Origin of the sequence: Bradyrhizobium sp. AS23.2, from assembly GCF_001908185.1 — a bacterium.
In the GTDB taxonomy this organism is placed as follows: Bacteria; Pseudomonadota; Alphaproteobacteria; order Rhizobiales; family Xanthobacteraceae; genus Bradyrhizobium.
Map to the genome: position 1 here is coordinate 1 of NZ_LGHM01000067.1, position 26,601 is coordinate 26,601.

Annotated in this window: 23 protein-coding genes and 4 pseudogenes; 18 read left to right on the forward strand and 9 right to left on the reverse strand. The window is 62.5% G+C overall.

The window, feature by feature from the left end; translation table 11 throughout:
* A pseudogene (locus tag AC630_RS15570) lies at positions 1–215 on the forward strand (IS630 family transposase); the annotation flags it as partial.
* A gap of 502 nt (positions 216–717) precedes the next feature.
* Here AC630_RS15570 and AC630_RS15575 read toward each other — a convergent pair.
* From AC630_RS15575 to AC630_RS15590, 4 genes and pseudogenes are all read right to left on the reverse strand, one after another.
* Positions 718–1,746 (reverse strand): ABC transporter permease, encoded by a 1,029-nt coding sequence (locus tag AC630_RS15575; RefSeq protein ID WP_074119387.1) that lies wholly within the window; start codon positions 1,744–1,746, stop codon positions 718–720.
* A gap of 12 nt (positions 1,747–1,758) precedes the next feature.
* Positions 1,759–3,261, reverse strand: coding sequence for a sugar ABC transporter ATP-binding protein (locus AC630_RS15580; protein ID WP_074119388.1), 1,503 nt, complete (start codon positions 3,259–3,261; stop codon positions 1,759–1,761).
* A 6-nt stretch (positions 3,262–3,267) separates the two neighbouring features.
* Positions 3,268–4,290, reverse strand: a complete 1,023-nt coding sequence (locus AC630_RS15585; RefSeq protein ID WP_074119389.1) for a sugar ABC transporter substrate-binding protein — start codon at positions 4,288–4,290, stop codon at positions 3,268–3,270.
* A 138-nt stretch (positions 4,291–4,428) separates the two neighbouring features.
* Positions 4,429–4,832 (reverse strand): annotated as a pseudogene (locus tag AC630_RS15590) (globin).
* Positions 4,833–5,312: 480 nt separating this feature from the next.
* Between AC630_RS15590 and AC630_RS15595 the strand changes: the two are divergent.
* The 11 genes and pseudogenes from AC630_RS15595 to AC630_RS15645 all read left to right on the forward strand — a co-directional run bounded on the left by AC630_RS15595 (position 5,313) and on the right by AC630_RS15645 (position 16,530).
* Positions 5,313–5,684, forward strand: coding sequence for a DUF2946 domain-containing protein (locus AC630_RS15595; protein WP_208867017.1), 372 nt, complete (start codon positions 5,313–5,315; stop codon positions 5,682–5,684).
* Between the two features lie 92 nt (positions 5,685–5,776).
* Positions 5,777–8,175 (forward strand): annotated as a pseudogene (locus tag AC630_RS15600) (TonB-dependent receptor family protein).
* Positions 8,176–8,201: 26 nt separating this feature from the next.
* The gene (locus tag AC630_RS15605) at positions 8,202–9,413 is read left to right on the forward strand and encodes a sialidase family protein (protein WP_074119391.1); all 1,212 of its coding nucleotides are present in this window, start codon (positions 8,202–8,204) and stop codon (positions 9,411–9,413) included.
* Entirely contained in the window at positions 9,410–9,907 is a 498-nt protein-coding gene (locus AC630_RS15610) for a TlpA family protein disulfide reductase (protein ID WP_074119392.1), read from the forward strand. The genes AC630_RS15605 and AC630_RS15610 overlap by 4 nt, the downstream gene beginning before the upstream one ends.
* Positions 9,908–9,935: 28 nt before the next feature.
* Positions 9,936–10,457, forward strand: coding sequence for a copper chaperone PCu(A)C (locus tag AC630_RS15615; RefSeq protein WP_074119393.1), 522 nt, complete (start codon positions 9,936–9,938; stop codon positions 10,455–10,457).
* Positions 10,458–10,477: 20 nt separating this feature from the next.
* Positions 10,478–10,891: a hypothetical protein gene (locus AC630_RS15620; protein WP_245330411.1), complete on the forward strand. Its 414-nt coding sequence runs from the start codon at positions 10,478–10,480 to the stop codon at positions 10,889–10,891.
* 20 nt (positions 10,892–10,911) lie between these two features.
* The gene (locus AC630_RS15625) at positions 10,912–11,430 is read left to right on the forward strand and encodes a YcnI family protein (RefSeq protein WP_074119408.1); all 519 of its coding nucleotides are present in this window, start codon (positions 10,912–10,914) and stop codon (positions 11,428–11,430) included.
* Positions 11,430–12,992, forward strand: coding sequence for a copper resistance CopC/CopD family protein (locus AC630_RS15630; RefSeq protein WP_074119395.1), 1,563 nt, complete (start codon positions 11,430–11,432; stop codon positions 12,990–12,992). Before AC630_RS15625 ends, AC630_RS15630 begins: the two co-directional genes overlap by 1 nt.
* Before the next feature lie 152 nt (positions 12,993–13,144).
* Positions 13,145–14,464 carry a proline--tRNA ligase gene (gene proS / locus AC630_RS15635; RefSeq protein ID WP_074119397.1) on the forward strand — a complete coding sequence of 440 codons (1,320 nt, stop codon included), beginning with the start codon at positions 13,145–13,147 and terminating at the stop codon, positions 14,462–14,464.
* A gap of 73 nt (positions 14,465–14,537) precedes the next feature.
* Positions 14,538–15,818, forward strand: coding sequence for a lipoprotein-releasing ABC transporter permease subunit (locus tag AC630_RS15640; RefSeq protein ID WP_074119398.1), 1,281 nt, complete (start codon positions 14,538–14,540; stop codon positions 15,816–15,818).
* 7 nt (positions 15,819–15,825) lie between these two features.
* Positions 15,826–16,530, forward strand: a complete 705-nt coding sequence (locus tag AC630_RS15645; protein WP_074119399.1) for an ABC transporter ATP-binding protein — start codon at positions 15,826–15,828, stop codon at positions 16,528–16,530.
* A gap of 324 nt (positions 16,531–16,854) precedes the next feature.
* Here the strand turns inward: AC630_RS15645 and AC630_RS15650 are convergent, their stop codons facing one another.
* Complete coding sequence (locus tag AC630_RS15650; protein ID WP_074119400.1) at positions 16,855–17,934, reverse strand: zinc-binding dehydrogenase; 1,080 nt, start codon at positions 17,932–17,934, stop codon at positions 16,855–16,857.
* A 106-nt stretch (positions 17,935–18,040) separates the two neighbouring features.
* Between AC630_RS15650 and AC630_RS15655 the strand changes: the two genes are divergently transcribed.
* Genes AC630_RS15655 through AC630_RS15675 form a run of 5 tightly spaced genes read left to right on the forward strand, consistent with a single transcriptional unit; the run spans position 18,041 to position 22,783 of the window.
* Positions 18,041–18,814, forward strand: coding sequence for a helix-turn-helix transcriptional regulator (locus AC630_RS15655; RefSeq protein WP_074119401.1), 774 nt, complete (start codon positions 18,041–18,043; stop codon positions 18,812–18,814).
* A gap of 4 nt (positions 18,815–18,818) precedes the next feature.
* Positions 18,819–19,988: a TolB-like translocation protein gene (locus AC630_RS15660; RefSeq protein WP_143198065.1), complete on the forward strand. Its 1,170-nt coding sequence runs from the start codon at positions 18,819–18,821 to the stop codon at positions 19,986–19,988.
* A gap of 54 nt (positions 19,989–20,042) precedes the next feature.
* Positions 20,043–20,378, forward strand: a complete 336-nt coding sequence (locus AC630_RS15665) for a copper resistance CopC family protein (RefSeq protein ID WP_167561218.1) — start codon at positions 20,043–20,045, stop codon at positions 20,376–20,378.
* Entirely contained in the window at positions 20,375–22,360 is a 1,986-nt protein-coding gene (locus AC630_RS15670; RefSeq protein WP_074119404.1) for a CopD family protein, read from the forward strand. The genes AC630_RS15665 and AC630_RS15670 overlap by 4 nt, the downstream gene beginning before the upstream one ends.
* 27 nt (positions 22,361–22,387) lie before the next feature.
* On the forward strand, positions 22,388–22,783 hold the full coding sequence (locus tag AC630_RS15675; RefSeq protein ID WP_074119405.1) for a copper-binding protein: 396 nt from the start codon (positions 22,388–22,390) through the stop codon (positions 22,781–22,783).
* A gap of 211 nt (positions 22,784–22,994) precedes the next feature.
* On the opposite strand, the gene AC630_RS15680 is transcribed toward AC630_RS15675, so the two are convergent.
* The 3 genes and pseudogenes from AC630_RS15680 to AC630_RS15690 form a co-directional block, all read right to left on the reverse strand.
* Complete coding sequence (locus AC630_RS15680; RefSeq protein ID WP_074119409.1) at positions 22,995–23,297, reverse strand: copper-binding protein; 303 nt, start codon at positions 23,295–23,297, stop codon at positions 22,995–22,997.
* Positions 23,298–23,314: 17 nt separating this feature from the next.
* A complete protein-coding gene (locus AC630_RS48315) occupies positions 23,315–24,112 on the reverse strand; it encodes a cupredoxin domain-containing protein (RefSeq protein ID WP_502691514.1) in 798 nt (265 codons plus the stop codon).
* A 287-nt stretch (positions 24,113–24,399) separates the two neighbouring features.
* Positions 24,400–24,957, reverse strand: a pseudogene (locus AC630_RS15690) (IS5 family transposase); the annotation flags it as partial.
* Positions 24,958–25,448: 491 nt separating this feature from the next.
* On the opposite strand from AC630_RS15690, the gene AC630_RS46255 reads away from it, so the two are divergent.
* Positions 25,449–26,321 (forward strand): hypothetical protein, encoded by an 873-nt coding sequence (locus tag AC630_RS46255; RefSeq protein WP_208867018.1) that lies wholly within the window; start codon positions 25,449–25,451, stop codon positions 26,319–26,321.
* 33 nt (positions 26,322–26,354) lie between these two features.
* Here AC630_RS46255 and AC630_RS46260 read toward each other — a convergent pair.
* A partial coding sequence (locus tag AC630_RS46260; RefSeq protein ID WP_208867019.1) for a hypothetical protein occupies positions 26,355–26,601 on the reverse strand: 247 nt, incomplete at its 5' end.

Genomic DNA, 26,601 nt, shown 5'->3' on the forward strand with positions numbered 1-26,601 from the left:
AGATCGAGCGTTGGTTCGCTGAGCTCACCAGAAAGCAAATCCAGCGAGGTGTTCACACCTCCGTCAGGCAGCTCGAGGCCGACATCCGTACCTTCATCGAACTGCACAACAACAACCCGAAGCCCTTCAAATGGGCCAAGTCCGCAGACCAGATCTTGGCTTCCGTCAAACGCTTCTGTCACAAAGCTCAGCAGACATTATGTGGCGAACTTTAGATTCACGTGACTAGTTTTAGCGGGGGCGGACTTGGCTTTGGAGTGCTGTCCTGTCTCTACATCGTCATTGTGAGCGCAGCGAAGCAATCCAGACTGTCACCGCGGAAAGACTCTGGATTGCTTCGCTGCGCTCGCAATGACGAGATCGGTGCAGCAAGCGTCGCTCTATCTCCGTCACCCTGAGGTGCCGGAGCGAAGCGGAGGCCTCGAAGGACGGCTGCCCGGCTGTGCATCCCGGCCGTTCGTCCTTCGAGGCTCCGCATGCGATGCGTTCGCATCGCCTGCCTCACGCCTCAGGATGACGGGTCATTGTTTGCGGTGAACGTCAAAGCTCTTGGGGGAGAGCTGCCACGGATGCACTGGCTGCCATGATGACATCGTGCGCCTGTTTTGCCCGACGAGTCAAACGCCGCTGAAGTTCTGGTTCGAGCCACCCCGCGCAAAATTCCTCAATGATTTGTACTTTGCATGGGGTTGTTTTCGAGATTTTTGCGGAGAGGGGTCACTCCGCCACCTTTTCCCTTAGCCGCTGCGCGTAGACGTTGATGATCAGCGCCGCCAGCAGGATCAGGCCGCGGATCAGGATCTTCAAAAAACTGTCGATGTTGACGTGGTCGAGGCCGTTGTTGAGGACGCCGAGGACGAAGAGGCCGACGATGGTGTTGCCGATGCCGCCGCGGCCGCCGAACAGGCTGGTGCCGCCGACGACGACAGCGGCGATGGAGTCGAGCAGGTAGGTGTCGAACTCGTTCTGCTGGGCGCTGCCGAAATGGGCGACACCGAGCATGCCGCCGATGCCGGAGCACACCGCGGAGATCACCATGACCGCGCCGAGGATGAGCTTGACGTTGAGGCCGGAATATTCGGCGGCCTCGCGATTGCCGCCGACCATGTAGACGTAGCGGCCGAAGCGTGTGTAGGTCAGCACCAGATGGCCGCCGAGCAGCATCACGGCCGCGACGATGACGATCCAGGGAATGCCGCCGATCGAGCCGGAGCCGAGGGTCGCGATCAGGTCCGGCACCTTGTAGGCGATCTGGCCGCGCACCAGCAGCGCCGAGATGCCGGCGGCGATCTGCATCATCGCCAGTGTCATGATGAAGGAGGGGATGCCGATTACGGTCAGCCCCAGCGCATTGACGAGGCCAAGAGCTGCGCAGAGCAGGAGGGCGAGCAGGATCGCGACGGCGCCGGGCAGCGGCACGTTGGCGATGTTGACGTAGGATTCCTGCAGCGTGAAGTACGCGACCGCGATGCCCGTGACGTTGGCAATGCTGGCGATCGAGAGGTCGATCTCCGCGCAGAGGATCACGAAGGTGAGGCCGACCGCGATGATGCCTGTCACCGACACCTGGGTCAGGATGTTGCCGAGATTGTCGAGCGTTGCGAAGGAGGGGCTGGCGAAGGCGAAGAAGGCGGACAGCAAGATCAGCGTCAGGAACGGCGCGATGTTGCGCATCTGCGAGCGCAGGAAGGACCCTAGGCCGCGCGCCCGCCGACCCGCCGCTGGAACCGTCTCACTACTCGCCATTGTGCTTCTCCGTCACGCCGCTTCCAGCAGGCGGTCCTTGCTGACCAGCTCGCTCTTGAACTCCCGCACCACCGCGCCGCGCTTGAGCACGAGGATGCGGTCGGCCAGCGACAGCACCGTTTCCGGCTCGGTCGACAGCACGATGATCGCAAGCCCCCTGGCGCGGAGGTCGCGGACGATGTTGATGACGTCGTTCTTGGCGCCGACGTCCATGCCGCGGGTCGGCTCGCACAGCACCAGCAGTTTTGGCGGATAGGTCAGCCATTTTGCCAGCGCGACCTTCTGCTGGTTGCCGCCGGAGAGCATGCCGAGGTCGAGGCCGACCACCGGCGGCCTGATCTGCAGCTGATCAACCTGGCGCTTGGCGATGTCGCGCTCCTGCGCCGGCTTGAGCAGCAGGGACGAGATGCGGTCGAGAAGGCTGATCGAGATGTTCTTGTAGACCGGCTCTTGATGAAACAGCATGTCACGCCGGCTTTCGGGCACCAGCGCCACGCCGGCGCGCCGGGCCGCGGCCGTGCTGGCGAAAGTCCTCGGCGCGCCATCGACGGCGAGCGTGCCGCCGTCCGGCTTCAGCTTGCCGAACAGGATGCGCGACAATTCCTGCTGGCCGCAGCCCATGAAGCCGTAGATGCCGAGGACCTCGCCGGCGCGTGCTTCGAAGGAGACGTCCTGCAGGCTGCGGGCCAGCGAAAGCTGGTCGACCTTCAGGACCACCGCTCTGTCGCTCGGCTGCGGCAGCAACAGGTCGTCGGTATAGCTGTGCTCGAGCGCTTCGCCGCCGCGGCCGATCATGGCCTCGATCAGCGCGCCCTTGCTGGTCGCGGACGCCGCGGTCTCGGCGACCTTCCGCCCGTTTCGGAACACGGTCACCGTGTCGGACACCCGCAGGATGTCTTCGATGAAATGCGAGATGAAGACGATGCTGGTGCCTTCTTCGCGTAAGCGCCGGAGCGTCGCGAACAGGCGCTCGACCTCGGGCGGGGAGAGGGCGGAGGTCGGCTCGTCCAGGATGACGATGCGGGCGCCGGAGAACAGCACGCGGGCGATCTCGATCAGTTGCTGCAGCCCGATCGGGAGATCGCCGAGCCGTGACATCGGATCGACGTCGATGCCGAAGCGGGCGAGCTGCTCGCCGGCCTCGCGCGCCATGCGCCGCCACTGCACGAGGCCGAGCCGGTTGGTCGGCTGGTTGCCCAGGAACACGTTCTCCGCGACGGTGAGGTCGGGTGCGACGCTGAGCTCCTGGTGCACCATGGCGATGCCGGCCGCGTGCGCGTCGCGGGCCGAGCGGAAATGCGTCTCCTGGCCGTCGATCAGGAAGCGGCCGGAGAATTCTGTGTGCACGCCGGCGATGATCTTCATCAGCGTGCTTTTTCCCGCGCCGTTCTCGCCGACGAGACCGTGGATCTCGCCGGGATAGAGCGTGAAGTCGACACCACGAAGCGCTTCGACGCCGCCGAAGCTCTTCGTGATGCCCTTCAGTTCCAGGATGGGCGAACGAACCTCAGGCATGGAGGACTAGATCAGGAAGTGATCTTCCATCCATTGCATGCCGGGGGCGTTCGCCTTGGTCACGACCGGGCCGTCGGTGACCACGTTCTTGGGAATGCCCTGGCCGCTCTTCTCGCCGCCGACCACTGCCGCAACACCGGCGATGATGGCGCCGCCATGGATGCGGCAGGACGGGTTGCGCACGGTCGCGAACATCCGGCCCTCGCTCACCGCCTGGATCGCCGGCGGCATGGCGTCGACGCCGCCGACCAGGATGTTGGTGCGGTTGCGCGCCTTCATGATGTTGTAGGCGGCGAGCGCCATGTCGTCATTGTGGAAGAACGCCGCGTCGATCTGCGGGTATTTGGTCAGGTAGGTTTCCCAGAGCCGCGCGGTCTTGGAGACGTCCCAGTCGGCCGGCTGGGTATCGAGCACCTCGATGTTGGGGAATTGCTTGACCACCGAGTTGAAGCCCTTGGCGCGGCCCTGCGCGCCGGTATGGCCGAGGGCGCCCTGGGTCATGATGATCTTGCCCTTGCCGCCCATGGCGTTGCACAGCGCCTGCGTCACCGACGCGCCCATGAACTCGTTGTCGGGGGCGAGAAAGGAGTGGACGTTAATTTGATCGAGAGGAGCAATAAGCGTGTCCATGTCGATCACGGGCGTGCCGGCGTCGATCATCTTCTGCACGGGCTGGGTGAGGGTGCCGATGCCAAAAGCCTGGATCGCGACGAAATCCCATTTCTGCGAGGCCATGTTGTCGATCGCAGCGCGCTGCTTCACCGCGTCGAGCTGGCCGTCGAACCAGGTCACGTCGACATTGAACAGCTTGCCCCAGAATTCCGCGGCCTGCTTGCCCTGCGCGCACCAGGTCGCCTGGAGGCCCGCATTGGAGAACGCCGCCTTCAGCGGCTTCTCGGATCGTCCGACTTCGGCTGCAAGTGCGGGGTTAATGCCCATGCTGCCGAGGATGGCAGTCGCGGCGCCGGCGGTCGCTGCCGCCTGAAGAAGATCGCGCCTCGTCGTCGAGAAATCTTTCGTCTCGGACATCGCTCGCTCCCATATATTCTATCGTCGGCGCGTCATTGATTGCGCGACCGATGCGGAAAGTGTCTCACAAGAGTTGTTGCCACTCAATCTGCAATCAACCGTAAGATCGCGGCAGCCGCGTTGGTGCAGCGCAAAGCGTTACGCTGCGATGCCAGCGAAGGCCTCGATCTCGACCAGCAGTGCGTCCCAGGCCTGCGCGATCTCGACCGACCATTCATCGCCGAGCAGGTCGCGCAGCGTATCCCTGATGATCGCGAAAAAGGCGGTGAAGAGGTGGCGCGGCGTGCCATAGGCATCGTGCGAGGCGACCTCGCAGGCGATCAGCCGGAAATGCCCGCTGCGCTGGCCCGCGAAGTCGAGGATCGCCTCGATCGTCAGCGCGAGCATCGATGCCATCGCGAGCTCACTGCCTTGCGTGCGGAACATCGCCCGCGTTCGGGATGCTCCTTGAACAGACGTTGATAGACGAGCGGCGTGAGATCCGCGCAGCACGAGGCCGCGAGTTCGAAGCTCCGTTCGATCGGATTGGGAGCAGCATTCATCGGCGATTCAGCCCCGCAGATAAAAAAAAGAGCGGGGCCCTAGCCCCGCTCAAAAATTGTGTCGACCCTATTATCCCCGATTCTAAGATTTGCTCTTGATTGACGGGGCGACGCTGCGTTTTGCGCGCCAGGGGCTCCTCCCGAGACTTGGACCACCAGACTTCGACCTCGCGGCCAGCCTGAGCAACAAGGATGCTAGATCAACTTTTCGCGCTTGTCATCATTTTCAGCAACGATTGTTCGAAATTCGAGCAGTTGACGAAATGATCGGACTGTTTACCTCGTAAGCGTATGACAAATATAAGAAATCTGTAGACGGGTAGGGTTGCGCGATTGCCTCAAATGCCGGACTTCCCGTCGGTGGAGCGGCCCGACAACAGTTTTCGAGAAATTTGCGCTGGACCAAGAAGGCAGCGGAACTGACCTCGACTCGGCCCGCGGCGGAGTGTTTAGTTAGTGCACGAACGAATGGTTCGGCGGATGCGCGCACGGCTGCAAAAATTCCTACCCATCGTCCTGCTCGCCCTGGTGATGCAGGTGCTGGCGCCGATTGCCGCCTGCCTGGCGGCCGGCCAGGCCATGGCCGATCCGCTTTCTGCCGGTGTCATCTGCCACAGCGCGGGTGAGCAGGGTGGTCTGAATGATCAGACCGGCACGCCAGCGCATGCCGGCGCGTGTGCGCTGTGCTGTCTGGCGCAGGCCAATGCGTCGCTCGACTCGCCGCCGCAGGCCGCGCTCGCCATTCCCTTCCGCCACGACGAGCGCGTGGTGTGGCACGCGGCGGACGTACCTGCCGTCGTCGTCCATGCGGGCTCAAATGCCCGAGCGCGCGCACCTCCACGCTTTTCCTGACGTAACGACCAACCGAACCATTGGCGCGGCGTTGCTGCGCCGATGGCGAGCTTAATGGACCGGCCGACGCGCCGGATGTCAGGAATTCAAAGATGTTACGCATTCGTGCGATCGGCGGCGCGAGCTTGCCCGTGCTTTGCGGGGTGCTGTCCTCGATCGCCTCAGACGCGCATGCCCAGGCTGCCCAGGAGACGCTTCCTCCCGTGACCGTTACGGCACCGCAGGCCACCCGTTCCAAACCGGTAACTCGGCCATCGAGACCACACTCAGCTTCGGCAGGACGCGCAGCGAGACCCGTGGCGCAGAACGCGACCGCCAGCGCGTCGGCCCAAAACCGGGCGATGTCTATCGGCGAGGTGCGAGCCAGCCTCAATCAATCGCCGGCCGGTCAGACCACGACCACCATCGAGCGCTGGCAGTTCGACAACCGACCGGTGTTTTCGGTCAGCGATGTCTTGCGGGACAGTCCGGGCGTTTCGGTCAAGCAGGGGAATGGTCCCCGTGATTTCGGCATCTCGATTCGCGGATCCAACGCTCGGAACGGCTTCGGCATCCGCAATCTCGTGATTTTCGAGGACGGTTTTCCGGTGACCCAGCCGGACGGATTGTCGCGGAGCGACCTGATCGATCCTCATGCCTATGCAGCCATTGACGTGATCCGAGGTCCCTCGTCGGCCCTCTATGGCAACTATGCGACCGGCGGCGCACTCAACTTTCGAACACGGCCGGGCGGCACGATCGACGGTGTCGAATATGGCGTCGAGGGCGGCGGTTACGGCTATCTCAACAACTATCTGACAGCCGGCAAGAAGGTCGGGAATTTCGAGGGCTCGTTATTTGCAAGCGACGTGCGGGGCGACGGCTATATCGGCAACAGCTGGTTCAATACGCAGACCGTAAACTTCCTTGGAACGCTGAAGGCGACGCCGGACGATCGCTTCACGGTCAAGGTCATCAACAACGACCTCAGCGCGCGGCTGCCGATCCGACAGTCGCTGAACCAGTACTATCAGAACCCCTTCCAGCAGGGCTGCGCGACCGGCGCCACGGCCGCGCCCGGATGCGGTACGGTCAAGCTGTTCAACAACGGCTTCAACGCAGCGGCCGGAACCGACACGGAGACGGCCGTGCAGGCCGGACTGGGCCGGAACGACCGTCGGACCATCGTCGGCGGCCGATGGGAGCACGATTTCGACAACACCACGACCTGGCGAAACCAGTTTGTCTTCGACGACAGGAACATCAGCCAGCCGACCGGCTCGACCAGCGCGATCGGAGATTTTCCGTCGTACAATTTCATGAGCGACGTAACCAAGCGGGGCGAGATTCTCGGCCTGGAGTCGACAACGTTCTTCGGCGCCTTCTACAACACCCTGACGGCGTCGAGCGAAACGCGAAACGTGATGCCGGGAGGAAACGCGACCCTCGGCAGGCTGTCGAGCAATCTCTACAGCGAAACGACCAACTATGGTGCTCGTGCAAGAGAAGAGCTCAAGCTCACATCGTCGCTGACGGCCGTTGCCGGCATCGGTTGGGAGACAACCCTGCTCAAGGGCATCAACACGGCGTATGCTTACGCCGGGCCGACCGGCATCGCCACGACCACGCTCACAACCGCGGACCGGCAGTTTCAAAATGCGGCTCCAGAGTTGGCGCTTCTCTACAATCTCAACAACGAGTGGCTGTTCCGGGGACGTGTTGCCACGGGATACGGCACTCCGCAGGTTTCGAATCTCTTCGTGCTTCCGACAGGGCTCTCGGGCAACAATACCCAGCTCCAGACCCAGAAGAATCTTGGTTACGACCTTGGTTTCGATTGGACGCCGAACAACACGCTCAAGCTGAGCGCTACGGGATTCTACGAGTTCTTCCGCAACGAGATCGTTAGTCAGGCGACTCCGATCAGCGGCATATCCTACACGTTCAACGCTCCTCGCTCGGAGCATCGGGGCATTGAGCTTGCAGCCGACTGGAAGTTCTATCCGGGATGGCGGTTCCTGGCGGCGTACACCTATCTCGACGAGGTCTACACCGAGTATGTCGAGAACATCACCAATGGCGCGGTGTTCAGCTTCAACCGGGCAGGCAACAAGATTCCCGGCATCTCCCCCAACGAATTGACGGCCCGCGTTGGCTACGATGAGTTCGCCGGCCCGCTGGCAGGCCTCGGAGGTTTTGTTGAGGTCCAGTGGAAGGACTCCTTCTACATGGACAATGCAAATCTGCTCAAGGCGCCAGGCTATGAACTGGTCAATTTGAACGTTCACTACAAGACCGACCTGGTGTCCGATACCTTCAGATCCCTGAATCTGTATCTTGAAGTCAGAAACGTATTCGACCGCACCTACGTTGCTTCGGCAAACAACATCGCCAACACGGTCACAGGAGCCGGACTTCAAAATCCTGCGAGTGTGCTCGCAAACACAACGGGATCAATCTACGCGGCTCGCCGCGCACGTTCGTTGCGGGTATGAAGGTGGCGTTCAAATGATCCGGGCTCTCGAAGAAAGTAGGGCAATGATCCGACATGGCTTGCTCGGGATAGTCGCTCTCGTGCTTCTGCAGGGAACGGCGCTCGGACAGAGGCACGGCCATCATGCATCTGAAGCGGCTTGCGACGAGCCGACGCTGCGTTGTGCAACCAAGGCCACGCCTGCATTCGGTCCGGACGGGACGCGGTGGCTCGCCTTTATGGCCGGAGGGCAGGTCTCGGTCGCGAGCTCGCAGGATGGAGGGCGTAATTTCTCGGCTCCCACCCAGGTCACGACCAAGCGGCTGAACCTCGATTGGGGGCCGGATGCCCGGCCGAAGATCGTGGTCGATCGCAAGGGCGGCATAGCACTCGCATTCTCGATCTTCAGGGATGAGGCGTTCAGCGGTCAGGTGCTCTACACGCGCTCGGCCGACGGCGGGAAGAGCTTTTCGGAGCTGAAGCCCATCACCGCCAACAACGAGAGTCAGCGTTTTGAAGCGCTGGCGCTCGATCAGGATGGGACGGTTTTCGCGGCCTGGCTGGACAAGCGTAACCGTGTCCCTGCGAAGGAGGCCGGCCGTAAGTATGATGGGGCAGGGCTGTTCTTTGCTTCGTCACGCGACGGTGGCGCGACCTACGCCGAGGCCAGCCTTGCGCATGACAACACCTGCGAATGCTGCCGACTGGGGCTGACGTTTGCGGCACCCGGACGGCCTGCCGTGATCTTCAGAAACATCTTCGACGGCGGTGTACGCGATCACGCGGTCATGACGTTCGCCGACATCTCGACGCCAGGTGAAATTCATCGGGTCAGTAACGACGATTGGCAGATCAACGCTTGCCCGCATCATGGGCCGAGCCTCACGGTTGCGCCGAACGGGACTTTTCACGTCGCCTGGTACACGAACGGGAAGGCGCGGAAGGGGTTGTTCTACGCCCACTCGCGCGACGAAGGCCGCACGTTTTCTGCGCCCATGGCGCTGGGACGGCCGGACCGCAATCCGACGCGTCCCTTCGTGCTCGCGAGCCCTGCGGGAACGGTGATGGTCTGGAAGGAGTTCGATGGCGAGAAAACCTCGGTTCGGATGACAATCTCGCGTGACGATGGCGAGACGTGGTCGCCGCCGAGGACGATATCGAGCACGGGCGATACTTCCGACCATCCCCTGCTCGTCACCAATGGCCGAAAGATCTATCTGTCATGGATGACGAAGGCGGATGGCTATCGTTTCGCAAAAATCGAGGACCAGCCATGAGACGTCGATTTGCAGGCATTCTGGGGCTCGGCGTTCTGATCGTGTCGGCGACGGCGCTCGCAGCGCCTCAGGCTCTCAAGCCGTTCGAGCGCGGCACCTGGCAACGCGTCCTCAAAGGCCATGCGGGTCGCCCGACGCTCGTACACTTCTGGGGCGTGACCTGCGGGCCCTGCAAGGTCGAGCTGCCGCTGCTCGGGCAGTTTGCGAAGGACCACCCCGGGATCGACGTGATCACGATCAGTGCCGACCTCGTGCCGAACCTGCCAGCCGCGACGCAATCCATGCTAGACAAGGCGGGGCTGTCGTCGACCGAGAACTTCATCTTCAGCGATGGCTTTGTCGAGCGCTTGCGGTTCGAGATCGATCCCGCCTGGCAGGGCGACATTCCCAGGACAATGCTCATCTCTCGGGACGGGACGATCTCGACGATCGAAGGTTCGGCCGAGATTGCGGATCTCGAAAAATGGTCGGCGCAACAACTCTCCACCCACTGATAGTCAGTCTGCAAACAGGAAGACGGATATGAAGACAATGTTGAAAGATGTGATGCTCGCGGCGTTCGCTCTCGCGCTCTGCGCGGCACCAGCGGTTGCCGACGACGTGAAGGCCGGCGATCTCGTCATCTCGCAGGCCTGGAGCCGGGCGACGCCGGGCGGCGCCAAGGTGGCCGGCGGCTATCTCACCATCGAGAACAAGGGGACAGCGCCGGACAAGCTGGTCAGCGTTTCCGCCGATATCGCGGGAAAGGCCGAGGTCCATGAGATGGCGATGGACAACGGCGTGATGAAGATGCGTCCGCTCGACAAGGGCCTCGTCATCGATCCCGGCAAGACAGTGAAGCTCGCCCCCGGCGGCTATCACCTGATGCTCCAGGAACTGAAGGGCCCGTTCAAGCAAGGCGACAAGGTGCCGGTGACGCTGGAATTCGAGAAGGCCGGCAAGGTCGCCGTCTCCCTCGATGTCCAGGGTGTCGGCGCGCAGGCGCCCGGCGATGGCGGACACATGATGAAGAAAATGCCGGATCATTCGGGAATGAAGATGTGATGAAACAGATCAAGTCCCCCATGACTTCGCGTCGAAACTTCACGGGCCTTGCGCTCGCGGTAGCTGCGTTGTTGTCGGTTGCTGCGACACCGCTCGCGGCGGCGACCGACGACGACAGCTTCTTCACCCATCTGCATACCGAGAAGGCGATGGCCAATGTCACGGTCTCGCCGGGTCGCTCAGGCCCGGTCGAGATCGCGATCCAGCTCGAGACGACGGACGAGACGCCGCTCACAGCGAACGCCGTGTCGGTAACGCTCGTGGACACGCAGACCGGAAGGAAGCTCGCACCGGTCGAGGCCTCGCGCGACGGCGAGGACGGCTGGCGCGTGAAGGTGGCGCAGTTGACGCCAGGACGCTGGATGCTGGGTCTCGGAATCTCGATCTCCGAGGCCGATCATGTCAGCGTCGAATCGCCGATCCTGATCAAATGACCATGCCGAAGAGGTGGTACATGTCGAAGCGATCCTGCCTGATCCTGATGGCCGCGCTCGCCGCATCGCCAGCGGTGGCGCATATCACGCTGGAGACCAAGCAGGCCACGGTGGGCGCATCCTACAAGGCCGTCTTTACTGTGCCACACGGCTGCGCGGGCTCGTCGACGGTGAAGATTCGTGTGCAGATACCCGAGGGCGTGATCGCGGTGAAGCCGATGCCGAAGGCGGGCTGGAACGTCGACGTCGTCGAGGGCAAATACGCCAGCGAATACGACTATCACGGCAACAAGCTCTCCACCGGCGTCAATGAGGTGATGTGGTCCGGGGGCAAGCTGCTGGACAAGAACTATGACGAGTTCGTTATGCACACCGTCCTGACCGACTCGCTCAAACCGAACACGACCCTGTATTTCCCCGTCGTCCAGGAATGCGAGACCGGCGTCAGCCGCTGGATCGAAATCCCGGCGGAGGGGGCAGGGCCTTCGCACGAGGGCAAGTCGCCGGCGCCTGGCGTGAAGCTCCTGCCAAAGCCCTGATGCGCGTCCTCGCCGCGCTCGCGACGCTGCTTTTCGTTGTCGGCTTCGCGACCGGCGCTTTCGCGCATGCGGCGCTCGTCTCGGTCGAGCCGACGAGCGGCAGCATGCTTACGAGCGCGCCGAAGGCCGTGGAGCTCCGCTTCAACGAGGCGGTGACGCCGGGCGCGATCCGGCTGATCGACGGCACGGGCAGGGCGCGGGATGACACGCGCGTCAGCGCATCGGGAGAGACTATCTCGGTTGCGATGCCGCCGGACCTGCCGCAGGGCACGGCCGTTGTGAGTTATCGTGTGATTTCGCAGGACGGCCATCCAGTCTCGGGATCGGTAATCTTTTCGATCGGCATGCCGACAGGGACGCAACCTCCCGCAAATGCGGACAGCGCGGTGACGGTGCTGATCTGGTTGGCGCGCATCGGTCTCTACCTCGGCCTGTTCGTCGGCGTCGGCGGCGTGTTCTTTGCGAGGTGGATCGCGCTGTCGATGATTGGCATGACCGTTCCGCGCATAGCGCTCGCGATCGGCCTCCCGAGCGGCATTGTCTCTCTCGGGGCGTTAGGCCTCGATCTCCTCGGCCTGCCGCCGGCGTCTCTTGCGACGGCTGCGCCCTGGTGGATTGCTTTCGCGACAAGTGCCGGTCCCTCATTGCTGGTTGCCATTGCCGCGATGCTGTTCGCTCTGCTGGCGCTGCGCAGCGCATGGTACGCACGCGCTCTTGCGGTCATTGCCCTCGTCGGCGTCGGCCTATCGCTCGCGATGACCGGGCATGCCGCGACGGCGCCGCCGGAAGTGCTTACACGACCGGCGATCTTCTTCCATGGCCTCGGCGTCGCTTTCTGGATCGGCGCTCTCGCGCCGCTCGCAGTTTTGGTGTGTAAGCCGACCGCTGCAGCACTGCCTGTTGTGAACCGGTTCTCGCGCATGGCCATGCCGGCGGTCGGCGTTCTGGCATTGACCGGCCTTTTGCTTGCGATCATCCAGCTCGAAAAGCCGTCCGCGCTGACCGAGACCCGCTATGGCCTGCTGCTCTCGATCAAGCTCACGCTGGTGATCGTGCTGCTGGCGCTCGCTACGCTCAATCGGTTCCGGCTGACGCCCGCCTTGGCGCGGGATGAGAAGGCCGCGCCGGCGCTCAGGCGCGCGATCCTGCTCGAATGCGCTACCGCGCTGGCCATCTTCGCAGTGGTGGCCGGCTGGCGCTTCACGCCGCCGCCGCGGACCATCGTTCCAGAGACCCCGCTGGCGATCCACATCCACACCGATAAGGCGATGTTCCAGGTGCTGGTGTCCCCCGGCAAAGCCGGCGTCGACGATTTCGTGCTACAGCTCTTGACCGGCGAGGCGACGCCGCTCACGGCCAAGGAGGTGACGCTAACGCTCAGCCTGCCGGAGCGCGGCATCGAGCCGATGGAGTGGGGTGCCTCGCTCGGGCCGGACGGCTACTGGCATGTGCGCAAGGTCGAGTTGCCCTTCACCGGCCGCTGGCACGTGCGGATCGATGCGCTGGTGACCGATTTCGAGAAGATCACGCTCGAGGACGAGCTCGAACTGGCGCCTCCGTAAGGCGTGCTGGAGACGGCTCAAGCTGAGCCTGAAGTCGACGGAAAAATGACAGGAATTCCGCCGCGTTAGCGGCTTTTCCTCATTCCCGGTCTTGTGTTTTCGCTCCCAATCCGGTTTCACTGCAACCCGTCACTGATTCCCAGAGTATTGTCATGCGGTTGTCGCGGTTCTTTCTGCCCATCCTGAAGGAAAATCCGAAAGAGGCGGAGATCGTCTCGCATCGGCTGATGCTGCGCGCCGGTATGATCCGGCAGGAGGCGGCCGGCATCTATGCGTGGCTCCCGCTCGGCTTCCGCGTGCTGAAGAAGATCGAGCAGATCGTGCGCGAGGAGCAGGACCGCTCCGGCGCGCTGGAACTCTTGATGCCGACGCTCCAGCTCGCCGATCTCTGGCGCGAAAGCGGCCGCTACGACGCCTACGGTCCGGAGATGTTGCGCATTGCCGACCGCCACAAGCGCGAGCTGCTGTACGGGCCGACCAACGAGGAAATGATCACCGAGATCTTCCGCGCCTATGTGAAGTCGTACAAGAACCTGCCGCTCAATCTCTATCATATTCAATGGAAATTCCGCGACGAGCAGCGTCCGCGTTTCGGCGTGATGCGCGGCCGCGAGTTCCTGATGAAGGACGCCTATTCCTTCGACCTCAACGAGGCCGCAGCGCGGGTCGCCTACAACAAGATGTTCGTGGCGTATTTGCGCACCTTCGCGCGGATGGGGTTGAAGGCGATCCCGATGCGCGCCGAGACCGGCCCGATCGGCGGCGATCTCAGCCACGAGTTCATCGTGCTTGCCGAGACCGGCGAGTCCGGCGTCTTCATCAATCGCGACGTGCTCGACCTGCCGATCCCGGGCGAGGACGTCGACTATGAGAGCGATCTGACGCCGATCATCAAGCAATGGACCTCGGTCTACGCGGCGACGGAAGACGTTCATGACGCTGCCCGGTTCGAGCAGGAAGTGCCGGCGGACAAGCGGGTGAACACCCGCGGCATCGAGGTCGGTCAGATCTTCTATTTCGGCACCAAATATTCCGAGGCCATGAAGGCCCTTGTGGCCAGCCCCGACGGGGTCGACGTTCCGATCCACGGTGGCTCCTACGGCGTCGGCGTCTCCCGACTGCTCGGCGCCATCATCGAGGCCTGCCACGACGATGCCGGCATCAAATGGCCGGAGGCGGTGGCCCCGTTCCGCGCCGTGGTGCTGAACCTCAAGCAGGGCGATGCCGCGGTCGATGCGGCCTGCGAGAAGCTCTATGCGGAGCTCTCGGCCAAGGGCGTCGATGTGCTCTATGACGACACCGACCAGCGCGCCGGCGCCAAATTCGCCGCCGCCGACCTGATCGGCATCCCCTGGCAGATCATGATCGGGCCGAAGGGGCTTGCCGACGGCAAGGTCGAGCTGAAGCGCCGCAGCGACGGCTCGCGCGAGAATCTGTCCCCCGCCGACGTGGTTACGCGCCTGGTCGGCTGAATATTGTTCATCGCCCGATATCGAGGCCGCCAATCCGGCCACAATTGACCCCGAATCATGGGATTATCGAGCGATGGATGAGGCCATGACCGAACCTGTACAAACCGCGCCTTTCGCGCCATTCGAGTGGATGCTGTCGGCGCGCTACCTGCGGGCGCGCCGCAAGGAAGGATTCATCTCGGTCATCGCCGGGTTCTCCTTTCTCGGCATCATGCTGGGCGTGGCGACGCTGATCATCGTCATGGCCGTGATGAACGGCTTCCGCAAGGAACTGCTCGACAAGATCCTGGGCCTCAACGGCCATATTCTGGTCCAGCCGCTGGAATCGCCGCTGACCGACTGGAAGGACGTCGCCGATCGGATCAGCCAGGTCCAGGGCATCCGGCTTGCCGCCCCCGTGGTCGACGGCCAGGCGCTGGCGTCCTCGCCGTGGAACGCCTCGGGCGTCCTGGTGCGCGGCATCCGCTCCGACGACCTCAACAACCTCACTTCGATCGCCAAGAACATCAAGCAGGGCTCGCTCGAGGGCTTTGACGACGGGCAGGGCGTGGCAATCGGCCGGCGCCTCGCCGACCAGCTTTCGCTGCATGCCGGCGACAGCGTGACGCTGGTGGCGCCGAAGGGTGCGGTCACGCCGATGGGCACGACGCCGCGCATCAAGCCGTACAAGATCGTCGCCGTGTTCGAGATCGGCATGTCCGAGTACGATCTCGGCTTCGTGTTCATGCCGCTTGCGGAGGCGCAGGCCTATTTCAACCGCAGCAACGACGTGACCTCGATCGAGGTGTTCACCGCCAATCCCGACAAGATCGACGCGTTCCGCAAGGCGGTGACCGAGGCCGCGGGCCGGCCCGTGTTCCTGGTCGACTGGCGTCAGCGCAACTCGACCTTCTTCAATGCGCTCCAGGTCGAGCGCAATGTGATGTTCCTGATCCTGACCATGATCGTGCTGGTCGCGGCACTCAACATTGTCTCCGGCCTGATCATGCTGGTGAAGGACAAGGGCAGCGACATCGCGATCCTGCGCACGATGGGCGCCTCGCAAGGCTCGATCATGCGGATCTTCCTGATCACCGGCGCCTCGATCGGCGTGGTCGGCACGCTGGTCGGCTTCTTCGTCGGTCTCGTGATCTGCCTCAACATCGAATCGATCCGGCAATTCCTGTCCTGGCTCACCAGCACCGAGCTGTTCTCGCCAGAACTCTATTTCCTGTCGAAGCTGCCCGCCGAGATCGACATCGGCGAGACCACGGCAGTCGTCATCATGGCGCTGACGCTGTCGTTCCTCGCGACGCTCTATCCGTCGTGGCGCGCCGCGCGCCTCGATCCCGTCGAAGCGCTCCGGTACGAGTGAGGGGCTGATGGAGCAGCAGCAGGGGGCTGAGGATGTACCGGTCATTTATCTCCACGAGATAAAGCGGCAGTACTTGCAGGGCGAGGTGCCGCTGACGATCCTCGACAACGCCAAGCTCGCGCTGTGGGCGGGCCAGTCGGTCGCGCTGGTGGCACCGTCCGGCTCGGGCAAGTCGACGCTGCTGCACATCGCAGGCCTGCTGGAAGCGCCCGATTCCGGTGAGGTCTATGTCAATGGCGCGCCGACCTCGCAACTGCCTGACATCGAGCGCACCCAGCTCCGCCGCACCGATATCGGCTTCGTCTACCAGTCGCACCGGCTGCTGCCGGAGTTCTCGGCGCTGGAGAACGTCATGCTGCCGCAGATGATCCGCGGCCTGAAGAAGTCCGAGAGCGTCAAGCGCGCCAAGGACATCCTGGGCTATCTCGGGCTCGGCGACCGCATCACCCATCGCCCGGCGGAATTGTCGGGCGGTGAGCAGCAGCGCGTCGCTATCGCGCGCGCGGTTGCGAATGCGCCGCGCGTGCTGTTTGCGGACGAGCCGACCGGCAACCTCGATCCGCACACGGCGGATCACGTCTTTCAGGCCCTGATGCAGCTCGTCAAGGCGACCAAGGTTTCGATGCTGATCGCGACCCACAATATGGAGCTCGCCGGCCGCATGGACCGGCGCGTGTCGCTTTCGGACGGCCAGGTCGTCGAGCTCGAGTAATTGAAGGGCGTTTGGTTGAACCGGCTCTCGAGGCTCGGTCCGCCTCTCCCCAGCGGGGAGAGGTCGATTTGCGCTAGCAAATCGGGTGAGGGGGCGCTGCCCCACGAGAGACCGTAAACCCTCACCCGGCGCTAGGCGCCGACCTCTCCCAAGGTAGAGGTGGACGACCCATGCCGCGCCGGCACACCCAAACTAAAAATGCGAAAACAACCCCATGCACAGTAGCCGGCGGGTGCCGGCTACGATCGGGGGTGACGCCTCCCAGCCATTTGACATGTCGGGCGAACCCGCTGCGACGGCGCATCGTCGCAGCGGGCAGGCCACTTACGGCCGGATCACCGTCAATTTGAACGGCCCGGCATTGGTTGCGGCGTGCGCCACCGCGTCGTTGGCGTGGTCGAGATCGAACGCCGTCACCTCGTACTCATCGAGCCGCAACAGCCCTGCGCGTACCAGTGCGATCAGGCGGCTCGCCGCGTCCGGGGGGTACATCCAGACGCCGTGAATGGTGATGCAGTTGCGCATGATCCAGGGGTAGGGCAGTTCGAGGCCGGCCCCACCCGCCATGCCGACGCCCCCCATCAGAACGACGCGCCCATAGGGACGCACCGCCATGATCGCCGCGCGCACCACGGTCGTGCTGACCGAGGGCGGCATGATGTCGAACACGCAGTCGATCGGTCCTCCTGCCGCGCGCTTCATGCTCTCGCGGTCGTCGTTCTCGTTGCCGGTGAGCTTGACGGGTTTCACGCGTTCGCCGAAGCGGCGGACGAGGTCGGCGAGAACACGATTGTTGCGGCCGGGCGCGACCACGCAGGCGGCGCCCATCGCGAGCGCGACGGAGACGGCTGCGCTGCCGAAATTGCCGGTGGCGCCGCTCACCAGCACGGTCTCGCCGGGCTGGAGTTTCGCCGCGAGGAAGCCGCCATAGGGCACGAGCAGCGTTCCCAGCGCGCACCAGCGGCTGGCCTCCTCAGTCGTGATCGCGCCGAGGCGTTTGACGTTCTCGGTCGGGACCCGCATCTGCTCGGCAAAGGAGCCGTGACGAAAGTGCTTCTGCAGGAGCATTCCGCCGGCGCCGGCGGCAGTGAGTCCTTGCAGGGCGATATCGGGCGCAACGGCGGCGTCGCGCGACCGCACCGTCGGGTCGCAGAACACCCAGTCGCCAATCGCGAGCCTGGTTGCGTCCGGGCCGATCGCGCGCACCCGGCCGATGCCGCCCGGTCCCGGGATCACCGGCAGATCCAGCGCGTAGTTGCGCTCGCCGCTGAAGACCTCGTTCATGTAGGACAGCACCCGCGTGGCGACGACGTCGACGATGACCTCGCCGGTGCCGAGCACCGGCTCCGGCATATTCTCGATCACGAGTTGCGATCCAAAGGATTCGAGTACGGCAGCTTTCATGACATCACCTCTCAACTGGGGTGAACGGGATCTACGCCCGGCTTGAACGCCCAAGAAGGCCTGGTATTATCCTAGTATTCTCCAGTCCCTCCATACGGAGCGAGCCATGACCGATCCACGCCGCGTCGAATTCGGCGATTTCCTGAGGTCCCGCCGCGAGAAGCTGTCGCCGAAGACCGTCGGGCTTCCGGCCGGCCAGCGGCGGCGCACCGCGGGCCTGCGCCGCGAAGAGGTCGCGCGGCTCGCCGGCATCGGCGTCGACTGGTACATCCGCCTCGAGCAAGGCCGCACTGTCAGCCCGTCGGTCACCACGGTCGATGCGCTGGCGCGTGCGCTGCGCCTCTCCAAGACCGAGCATGCGCATCTGAAGGCGCTGGCGCGCGACGGCGACAGGCGCGCCTTCACGCGCGAAATCGTGCCACCGCCGATCCTGCGGCTGATCGAGAGTTTGAACCAGCCGGCCTACATCACCGGGCGGCGCTGGGATGTGCTGGCCTGGAACGCCGCCGCCGAGGAGGTTTTTGCGTTCGGGCGATTGGCGGAGGAGGATCGCAACACGATGCTCCTGATGATAACGAACAAGCAGACGCGAAAGGCCTACGGCGCGGGCTGGGCGGAGGTGGCCAAGCGCATGGTGGCGATGTTTCGCACCACCCACGATGTCTGGGCTGGCGATCCCGCGTTCAACGAATTGCTGACGCGATTGCGGCAGGGCAGTCCGGAATTCGTCAAATGGTGGGAAGCCCACGAGATCCGAGGCACCGCCTCGGGCCTGAAGACCATGTCGCATCCGACCCTCGGCGTGCTGCATTTCGAGCACACCAGCTTTCAGGCCAACGACGATCCCGCGCTGAAGCTCGTGATCTATACGCCGGTGTGAGGGCGTGGAAGCGCGCAGAGCGCGCTCGCGCTCGAAACTTCCCGCGGCTCTGAAATGGCAAAACCACTTGTGGGTCAGCGAACAAAATGGTAACAAATTGGTAGTCCCGGTAGATATACGGGGGCATCCCATGAACAGCCTGTCAAGAAGACGTTTCTTCGGCGCAGTAGCCGCCGCGGGAGCAGCTGTCAGTTCGCCCACGATCCTGATCAACAGGGCCCATGCTGGCGCCCCTAGCCTCGTGCCGCGCAAGCTGCCATTCCCGCCGAACGACAATTTTGGTTCCTACGAGCCGACGATTTCGGCGGACGGCAACACAATCTACTTCGCCCGCTTTGCGCACAACGGCGACACGCGGGTGAAGGGACCGACCGATATCTTCGTCACCCACCGAATCCGACAGAGCGGCGAGTGGCCCGGAACCGCCGGGGATTGGTCGCCGGCTGAGCGCCTGCCCGGCACTGTCAACAGCGATAGCGCCGACCAGGAGCCGTGGATCACACCCGACGGCAACAGTCTGTACTTTATGAGCTTCCGCAAAGCGCCTGGCGTAGGGCCGACGGGAATCTGGGTCAGCCACAAGCAACCTAACGGTGAATGGGGCCAAGCTCAGCCCGTCTCCGGGGGCAACATCAACAACAGCGAGTACAGAACCCATTGCTTCATGCCGTTTGACCTTCCGGGCCAGCCGAGCGCCATGTGCTTCGTATCCATACGGCCCCGCGAACCGGGAGCGCCGAACACGACCGACCTCTACACCACCCGACAGGTGGACGGCGTTTGGCAGCCGGCACAGCGCTATGCGGACCGGTTGCTCGACTCGATTGCGCTCAAGTGCCGCTTCACCCTCGTAACGAGGGACGACCTCACCCTCGGCATCGTCTCCGTCCACGATTTCGGCAAGTTCCACACTTTGCTTTTCGTGCACTACGATCCGAAGAGCAAGGAGTGGAAGGGGCCGATTGTCGAGGCGCCATTCAACGACTGGAACATCGACGGCGCGTGTCCGAATTTCCAGGCCAATGGCGAAGGGATGATCTGGTCGGCTGGCTACGATCACGGACCGGACCTGATCTCAGGCGGCAAGGACGGTGCAGGCGGACTCTATGATCTGTTCTGGCTGCCCACGCGCGAGCTCATCGCGTACTACAAGGCGAGAGCAGGCGTCGGCTGAGCGGCGTGGATCACGGCGATGAGAATCCCGACATGCGCGCGAGGATTATTCCTTGTGCTTGTCGCCGGGGTGCTCGGCGTCGGTCTCGCGCTTGCACATAGTGGGCTTCAGCGGGCGGAGCCGCCGGTCGAAAGCAAACTCAAACGGCCTCCGAGCGAGGTCAAGCTCTACTTTACCGAGCGCCTGGAGCCGACCTACAGCACCGTTCGGGTCAAGGATGAACATGGCGCTCAGGTCGATCGAGAGGACTCCCACGTTGACGCTTCAAATCCCCTCCTCCTGCGGGCGACATTGCTGCCGCTTGAACACGGCGCCTACACGGTGATCTGGCGGGTGCTCTCCGTCGATGGTCATGTGACCGAAGGGCGTTTCACGTTCCGGGTCGAATGACCACGCTGTTGTTCGGCGCCCAGTGGGTGCATCTGGCTCAAAGCGTCCTCCTCACGGGCGCCTTCTTCCTGCTGCTGCTTGCTGGACGGCCTGCGACCGACTTCATGCGCCATTGGGAGCAGCGCGTTCTGTGCTGGGCGCGATGGTATGTAATCGTGGCGCTGGCGTCGGGCGCCGCTGTGTTGGCTGCAGAGGCTGGGGTGTTTGAGGGCCGCCCCGAGGCTGCGCTCGAGCCGCGAGCTATCTGGCACGCCATGTTGGAGACACGGGCGGGATTCCTGTGGGCGGTGCGTCACGGCCTGCTGATCGTGTTGGCGGCCTTTCTCTTCCTGGACGGCGACGTTTCTGCCCGACAAGACTGGATCGCCGCGCGGGGCGAAGCCTTTTTGCTGGCCGCACTCGCTCTGGTTCTTCTCGGGAGTTCGGGCCATGTGGCCGCAAGCTCGGAAAGCCCATGGCCTCAGGCCATCGACATGGCACACCTGCTGGGCGCGGGCGTCTGGGTGGGCGGCCTGCCGCCGCTCGCGCTCCTTCTGTATGGCGCCAGCCAGAATGCAGCCGCTCCTGATCCCTACGCGGTGCGGACCATGCAGCGCTTTTCCCGCGTCGCGCTCATCACGGTGCTCATTCTTGGCGGTTCGGGTATCACGAGCGCTTGGCTCCTGGTTGGAAGCGTCGCCGGCTTGGTTGGGACGACACATGGCTGCCTGCTTCTCGCCAAGTTTGCTGTTCTCGTTCTTGCGCTTCTCCTAGCCGCCGCAAGCCGTGCGATGCTGCCTACGTTGTCGAGCCCAGCTGCGGCAAAGTCGTCCGCGGCGGCGCGCCGCATGGCATTGTTCATCGCGATCGAGGCGGGTCTGGTGCTGGTCGTGCTCGGCCTCGCCACGGCTATGACGGTGACCACGCCTGCGCTTCACGACGATCCTGTATGGCCCTGGCCGGTTCGAATCTCGCTCGACGCCTTGTCTGAAGTTCCGGTCTTGCATCGTCCGGCGCAATTGCCGATCGCGTCTGTACTAGCGGTTTCCGGCCTGACGATTCTAGCTGTCGCGTTTCTCGTGCGCCGGCGACCCATCCCTCTGTTGGGGACACTTTTCGCCCTGGCTGCAACCGGCGCCGCAATCGGCCTTCAGCCATTGATGGTCCAAGCTTATCCGACCTCGTTCGTGCGCTCGCCGTTGTCGTATACGGCGGGCTCGATTGCAGAGGGGATGGCACTCTACCAGGCGCATTGCGCGTCCTGCCACGGGACGCCGACGCCTGACCGCGCGACGCCGAGGGGGTGGGGAAGCGCCGTCGATCTGCTCGCTTCCGAAACGGCGCGGCGATCCGCGGGCGACCTTTTCTGGCTGATTACGCATGGACAACCCAACCGCGGGATGCCGGAATTTGGGAGCCAGCTTCAAGAAGCGCAGCGCTGGCACCTGATCAATTTTCTCCGCGCGCTCACCATCAGCGGCTTCTACTCATCCGGGACTTCGCGGATCGGAGCCGTGGTGCAACCGAACAACGCTTGGTTGGCGGCGCCCGACGTGACCATCTCCGTCGGGCCTCTAACGCCAATAACCCTTCGCGAGTTGAGAGGCAGGCGGATGGTTCTGCTGGTGCTCTACGAACTGCCTGGCTCGCGCGCGCGGATGACCGAACTCGCGAGACAATATGGAACTCTTTCGGTTCTGGGCGCGGAGGTCGTTGCGGTGCCGCCTCAGAGTTCGCCCGAAGCGATCGCCGAGCTCAGCGAGAGGCCTCCGGTGCTGTTCCCGGTTGTGACCGACGGAAATGAGGAGATCGCCGCCGCGTACCGCTTGTTCGCGCCCGGCGCCGCGCATGCGGAATTCCTGATCGACCGGCAGGGATATATCCGGGCAATTTGGCGGAGCGACCAAACGGGCTTGCCGGATGCCGACGCAGTTCAAGCCCAGGTGGAGAGGCTCAATGAGGAGAAGTCCCCACCGGCGCTCCCCGATGACCATGTGCACTGATCAGATCGGAGGATCTTGGTGATTCGGATGTGGCAGGTCGCCATTCTCGTGAACTTGGCCCTGGCGGTCGGTCTCGGCTTTGGCTACGTCGCTTGGGGTCACCGTCTGGCCACGCGCGACAGCGAGGTCAAGACAGTGCAAGCGCAGGTAGAGCAGCTCACACGCGAGCGCGAGGCCTGCTTTGCAGGGGCCCGCTCCGGCGAACAGCTATGGGAGGGGCGAGGGATTGTGCGGGCCGTATACCCGAGGGTGCTCATCGTTACGCATGAGGAGATCCCCGGCCTGTTTCCTGCCAGAACCACCGGCTTTCGTTTGGCCGATTCCGCTAACGGCGCCCGAGCCCACGCGGGCGACCCTATCCGATTCTGGCTGCAAGGCACCGGGTATGACAACAACATGCTGGTGAGGATGGAGGCATGGTGAACGGCCGGCGTGACACGTTTGATATAATTACCCGGCGAAAGTGGGATTTCTTGCTCTTCGGCGGCGCGGCAGATGCGGTAAGCGTAAACTGCGATTTCGAGAGTGTCGTTTATGGCTGGTATGCCGCGCTCCTTTTTCGCTCCGCTTTATAACTCCAGGCGAGCCTGACGGGCGACATGCGGTTGTGACCGTTCGTTGACCGGTTCTGTTTTCACTTGGCTTTTTCGATCTTCGTGATCGTGAACTGGCCGTTGATGCGGTCGGGCACGAAGTGCACCTTGTCGCCCGGCTTGACGGCTTTGAGCATGGCGGGATTGGCAGCACGAAAGACCATCGTCATCCCCTCGTCCATGTCGAACTTCTTGAGCGGCCCGTGCTTGATGATGATCTTCCCGGCAGACTCATCGATCTTGATCACGAGGCCTTTCACAAAATCATCAGATTGCGCACTCGCCAACGGCGGGAGGCCGAACATTAAGACGAGCGCGGCGCGGACGAGGAAGCGGTCGTTCATGACGTCTCTTTTGAGCATCACTTCACGGTGACGGTGCCAACCATTCCGGCCTCGCGGTGGCCGGGAATGAGGCAGGAGAACTCGAACGTCCCAGTTTTCGTAAAGCGCCAGAGCAATTCGGCTTTCGCACCGGGCTGGACGGTCTTGCCGTTCGGATCATCATGCTCCATGTCCGGGTATTTCTTCATCAACGCCGCATGCTTTAGATTGTCCGCGGTGTCGGCTAATATGAATTCATGCGCAAGAAGACCCGCGTTAGTGATGACGAACTTGATTTGCTCGCCGCGCTTCACCTCAAGTACGTTCGGGTGGTAGGACATCCTGCTGTGATTTTCCCGCATCGTGATTTCCACGACGCGTAACGGCTTATTCGGATCGCCCGGCTCGCCCGCCGAGAAGTGTTCTTCTCCTTTATGCGCGTACAAGCGCGCGCCGGCGCCAATTGTCGGGGGCTCTTGCACTGGCGCAAAATGCCGCGAAGCGCCAAGCTCCGGCGTGGGAAGGGGCGCGACAGGAGTGATCGCCGAGATGCAAAGGACGCGGCAGCAATTGTCCGCCACGACCTTGCCGTCGTAATTCTGCTGTGTCCCGTTGCTGTGATGCTCGAGCCAAGTTCCGTCCGAGCGAAAATGGCTCGATTCAGTCTGGACCGTATGCGCACGAGCAGGGCTGCCTGCCTCGCTCAGACAATGCGCTACGCCGTTGTTCTCTGTGTAGGCCAGCGCGCCGGACGACGTCAGGGCGCAAAGTATGTAGAGCGCCGCGTCCGCGAGTACCGCTTTCTTCCGAAATAGTCGGGTTATCCAGCGCCGCATCGCCGCTCAAACACCGAAGGTGTTTACCAGGCTGACGCTCCGTGCGCAGTCCGGGCCGAGATCGAAACTGAGTTTAGATAGAGCCCAGAAGATTGCAACAATTTGCGAAGGCCATGATTTGCCGCGCCGTTTTAATCTCTTAGGGCGTCGTCCTCATCCTATATGACCGTTGGGCTATCCGGATGGAAACCAAACGTTCGTCGAATGCGCGATAGGCCAATTTTTCAATAGAGAAGCAATATTGCCCAAACTTCGACAGCATCGGTTGCGCCAATCTTGATAAGCTCCAGGGTCGCCCAAGCTCCTTGCTGGCGGGCAAGCTCCCTGATCCAGTCTGCATCGTATCCGCGATCCGCAAGCAACATCGTTTGTGGAAGCAAGGCGCTGAGGAGAGCTGAACACAGCCGATTGTCATGCGCCTCACCCGGCGTGAGAGCGAGATGGACTGGCAGGCCATTGGTGTCCACCACCGCGTGAATCTTGCTGGTCAGGCCACCTCGTGAGCGACCCATATCTTGCTGATTGTTGTCCGCGATACAGGCTCCGTGCTGGTGCACGCGCACGACGGAGGTATCGATCATTTGCACCGCCGCGTCATGACCGGCGGCCAGTGCGTCCATGATCTGGTCCCAGACGCCAGCCCGCCGCCACCGAACGAAACGATTGTAACAAGTGGTGCGGGGACCGTAGTTCTCCGGCAGGTCGCGCCACGGCGCACCTGAACGCAGGATCCAAAAGATCCCATTGAGCACACGATGGTCATTTACACGCCGAACACCACGCGGTTTGTTCGGTAGCATAGGTTTGATGGCGGTCCATTCAGCGTCGCTGAGTTCGTAGCGCATGATTCGAGGCTCCGGTTCGGAGCTTGAATCACGTCTTGGGCAGCGCCATCAATGGTCAGTCGGTATGTCGCTAATGCTCTGAATTTACTTCCGCTTTCGGCGGCACAGCGGACGTGACCGGACTCGCTGCTGGCTCGCCCCAGTCGCGAATGACCCACAAGAGACATCGGCCGGATCGTAATCCCGCAATCCAGCAGAAGTCTCTTAGCGCGGCGCTTCGCTTCGGAACTTGGCCCCTGGGTTAAGTGGAACGAGCGTGGCGCATTGCGCGACCTTCGCGTGCGCGAACGCAGAGCACGCGGGCTTTGATCTCCGGTACGCTGAGATCGATGAAACCAATCAACGGCGGCCCCCTCCCAAAAAGACCTTTGACCGCCCCCTCCATGCGCTCAGGTTCCATATGGACAAGATTGATCGGGATGTCTCGAAAAAGAGGCTTGATTTTCTTATCTTCTCGCTCCGCGGCAATTGAGTTCAGTGAGTAAGACGCGATGACTGATCAACACGCTTTAAGTCTGTTGCATCAACGAGGTAGTGTCTCAGCGCTCAAAATTGGGAAGCCGCTTCCATCCATTGTTCTGGCGGCATGCATTGCCGCGCTGTCGTCGATTGGGATGACAACCGCGCAGGCGAAACAACAATGCAGTGTCGCGGTGCCTTCAGATACTCACGGACAATGGTGGTCCTATCGACTCGTCGATGGACGAAAATGCTGGTACGCGGGCAAGCCTGGGCTTTCGAAATCATTGTTGGAGTGGCCTAAGGAGAAATCCGAACGACCGGGCTCCAGCAGAGAGGTTACAGGCGACGTCACAGTGAAGCCTGCAAATCCATTAGATTCACAAGCGTGGGCGCCGAAAGGCTCTGTCACTTTAGGCCGCTTTGGTGATTGGACTATCACCAAGAAGGACTCTGTGATCACGCTTCACTCCGACACGGGGAATCTTGCCGTCAGGTGTTCCGACGCCACAATGACGTACATGGCCTTTATTAGAATTTCTGATCCCCGCTCGACTACTGGGCGCCCTGAAGCCAAACCTACCAATTTTAATTTTACAGCATGGGCGGATTCAAACGAGCCGGCGGATTTCACCTTTTTGGTGCCTTACGCAAGCGACGCATACGCGACCGGAATAGTGCTGTTAAATCCTAAGTTCGCTGATCAGAATACGAAATTTTGGGCCATCTTGAAATCGGCGAGATCCCGGTTCTCGTATAACACCAGCACAGGAACTATTTCAGTGAACGCAGTCGATTTGTCGCCTGCTATTGCGCGCTTCCAAGAGGAGTGTTTTAAGATTTTTAAGGCTAATGCTCACCACCGCCTGGACGAGCCAATTCCCCTTGATTGGCTGCGTCGTTAAGCTGGCCGCGCAGGTGAGAGTGTCTACGCGCGACTACCCGTCGAACAGCCGATCAAATTTGAGTTCGCGATCAATATAAAAACCGCCAGGTCGCTCGGCGTTGACATTCCCTCGACACTGCTCGCCCGCGCCGACGAGGTGATCGAGTATAGCCTGCTCTTTGCTGCGATGCATGAGTCCGGTAGTGGCCCTTCGCGTCATTTCGTTGCCGCGCAGTAACCTGGTCGGTTTCGGAGAAGAGCAGACATCGAACGGCGGCCGAAACCCGCAGAGTCGGTCG

Coding starts and splice junctions, on each gene's coding strand:
- AC630_RS15575 (WP_074119387.1), bottom strand. CDS start 1,746: ATGGCGAGTAGTGAGACGGTTCCAGCGGCGGGTCGGCGGGCGCGCGGC.
- AC630_RS15580 (WP_074119388.1), bottom strand. CDS start 3,261: ATGCCTGAGGTTCGTTCGCCCATCCTGGAACTGAAGGGCATCACGAAG.
- AC630_RS15585 (WP_074119389.1), bottom strand. CDS start 4,290: ATGTCCGAGACGAAAGATTTCTCGACGACGAGGCGCGATCTTCTTCAG.
- AC630_RS15595 (WP_208867017.1), top strand. CDS start 5,313: ATGCGCGCACGGCTGCAAAAATTCCTACCCATCGTCCTGCTCGCCCTG.
- AC630_RS15605 (WP_074119391.1), top strand. CDS start 8,202: ATGATCCGACATGGCTTGCTCGGGATAGTCGCTCTCGTGCTTCTGCAG.
- AC630_RS15610 (WP_074119392.1), top strand. CDS start 9,410: ATGAGACGTCGATTTGCAGGCATTCTGGGGCTCGGCGTTCTGATCGTG.
- AC630_RS15615 (WP_074119393.1), top strand. CDS start 9,936: ATGAAGACAATGTTGAAAGATGTGATGCTCGCGGCGTTCGCTCTCGCG.
- AC630_RS15620 (WP_245330411.1), top strand. CDS start 10,478: ATGACTTCGCGTCGAAACTTCACGGGCCTTGCGCTCGCGGTAGCTGCG.
- AC630_RS15625 (WP_074119408.1), top strand. CDS start 10,912: ATGTCGAAGCGATCCTGCCTGATCCTGATGGCCGCGCTCGCCGCATCG.
- AC630_RS15630 (WP_074119395.1), top strand. CDS start 11,430: ATGCGCGTCCTCGCCGCGCTCGCGACGCTGCTTTTCGTTGTCGGCTTC.
- proS (WP_074119397.1), top strand. CDS start 13,145: ATGCGGTTGTCGCGGTTCTTTCTGCCCATCCTGAAGGAAAATCCGAAA.
- AC630_RS15640 (WP_074119398.1), top strand. CDS start 14,538: ATGGATGAGGCCATGACCGAACCTGTACAAACCGCGCCTTTCGCGCCA.
- AC630_RS15645 (WP_074119399.1), top strand. CDS start 15,826: ATGGAGCAGCAGCAGGGGGCTGAGGATGTACCGGTCATTTATCTCCAC.
- AC630_RS15650 (WP_074119400.1), bottom strand. CDS start 17,934: ATGAAAGCTGCCGTACTCGAATCCTTTGGATCGCAACTCGTGATCGAG.
- AC630_RS15655 (WP_074119401.1), top strand. CDS start 18,041: ATGACCGATCCACGCCGCGTCGAATTCGGCGATTTCCTGAGGTCCCGC.
- AC630_RS15670 (WP_074119404.1), top strand. CDS start 20,375: ATGACCACGCTGTTGTTCGGCGCCCAGTGGGTGCATCTGGCTCAAAGC.
- AC630_RS15675 (WP_074119405.1), top strand. CDS start 22,388: ATGTGGCAGGTCGCCATTCTCGTGAACTTGGCCCTGGCGGTCGGTCTC.
- AC630_RS15680 (WP_074119409.1), bottom strand. CDS start 23,297: ATGAACGACCGCTTCCTCGTCCGCGCCGCGCTCGTCTTAATGTTCGGC.
- AC630_RS48315 (WP_502691514.1), bottom strand. CDS start 24,112: ATGCGGCGCTGGATAACCCGACTATTTCGGAAGAAAGCGGTACTCGCG.
- AC630_RS46255 (WP_208867018.1), top strand. CDS start 25,449: ATGACTGATCAACACGCTTTAAGTCTGTTGCATCAACGAGGTAGTGTC.